Source organism: Streptomyces sp. NPDC002130 (genome assembly GCF_040296465.1).
Lineage (GTDB): Bacteria > Actinomycetota > Actinomycetes > Streptomycetales > Streptomycetaceae > Streptomyces.
In genome coordinates this window covers 1-1,242 of record NZ_JBEOXI010000994.1, presented here as the reverse complement: position 1 = coordinate 1,242, position 1,242 = coordinate 1, and the positions used below count along the sequence as shown (strand labels likewise).

1 protein-coding gene and 1 pseudogene are annotated in these 1,242 nt (G+C 61.8%); both read right to left on the bottom strand.

Translation table 11 applies throughout. The features are described 5' to 3' along the window. The coding region (locus ABT116_RS47750) for a cation:proton antiporter domain-containing protein (RefSeq protein ID WP_351647738.1) at positions 1-392 on the bottom strand (392 nt) is incomplete at its 3' end. Positions 393-819: 427 nt separating this feature from the next. After that, a pseudogene (locus ABT116_RS47745) lies at positions 820-966 on the bottom strand (LacI family DNA-binding transcriptional regulator); the annotation flags it as partial. Positions 967-1,242: the final 276 nt, after the last annotated feature.

The following is a 1,242-nucleotide window of genomic DNA, read 5'->3' as shown; positions in this document are numbered from 1 at the left end:
GGTGACGAGGGCTTCCTCGGCGAGCCAGCCTTCGGTGCGGAGTGTGAGGAGGATCTCCCGAAGATCGTCGTCCGTGAGGCGGCGAACGGAAGCACCAACCCCAGGCCGGTTTCGAGTGGAGAGTCGTACATGCGTGCACGAACGAACTTGACGACGAACGCGAGCACCAAACCGACGACGACGCCACCGATCACTTCGTACGCGAAGAACAACAGGGGCGAATCGGTGGCAATTCTGGTTCCGGTCACTGCTGCGACGGCAACGGTGAAGAGCGTGAGCGCGGTGGCGTCGTTGACGAGCCCTTCGCCCGTGAGGATGGCGATGACCCGTTTCGGGAGCCCGAGCTTCTGACCGACCGCCACCGCGCTGACGGCGTCGGTCGGCGCGATCACCGGGGTTGAGGATGAGTATGTCCGTCGCACCCTGTTCGGTGAGGTGGTTCAAGAGCGTTTCGGTAGTGGCGACGAGATCGGGTGAGATGCTCCATTCGAACTGGTCGGGGTTTCCGGGACCGACTGCGACAGCGGGGATTCCGATTTTCTTCAAGACGTCGACACGTGGGTCGTGCGTCATCGGGTCCACGATCAGCACGCCGTCCATCTCGATGCGCCGCAGTCCGTTCGGATCTTTCATCGACGGCAGTAGGAGGAGTGAGTGATCGCCGTGGAATGCGGCCTGGGTCGCGGCGGTAGCCACGCGCCCGTACCAGTCGAAATTGAGGTACTCGGCCGATGACAGTTGGTCGGGAGCGGGGAGCATGAGCCCCAGGGTGGCGGTACGGCCGGTTCGAAGATTCTGTGCCGAGCGATTGGCCCGGTATCCCAGGCGGTCGGCAACCTCTTGAACTCGAGCTCGCGTGGCCGCGTCGACTCGGCCCTTGCCGTTGAGCGCATAGGAGACCGTCGACACCGCGACGCCGGCGGCGCTCGCGACATCGCGAAGCGTCGGGACGTTCGGCGTGATCATCGGGGTCGCGTCCTCTAGTTGCTGGGCGATTTCTACTCAAGAGTAACGCCCAATCGTTTCGGCAGTGGGAACCTGGCGGACGATTGTTCAGTTGAAGAAATTGCGCCGAATCGTTACATCAGAGCTATTGACTATGCCGAAACGTTTCGGCACTCTCGTAGAACACCGGGACAACTTCGAGTGAAATTCGGTCGACCTCGGGCACCCTCATTCCCGGTCCATGCGCCTAAATACGACGATCCACGGAGTTACCCCATGAGAGAGAAAACCCGTCCA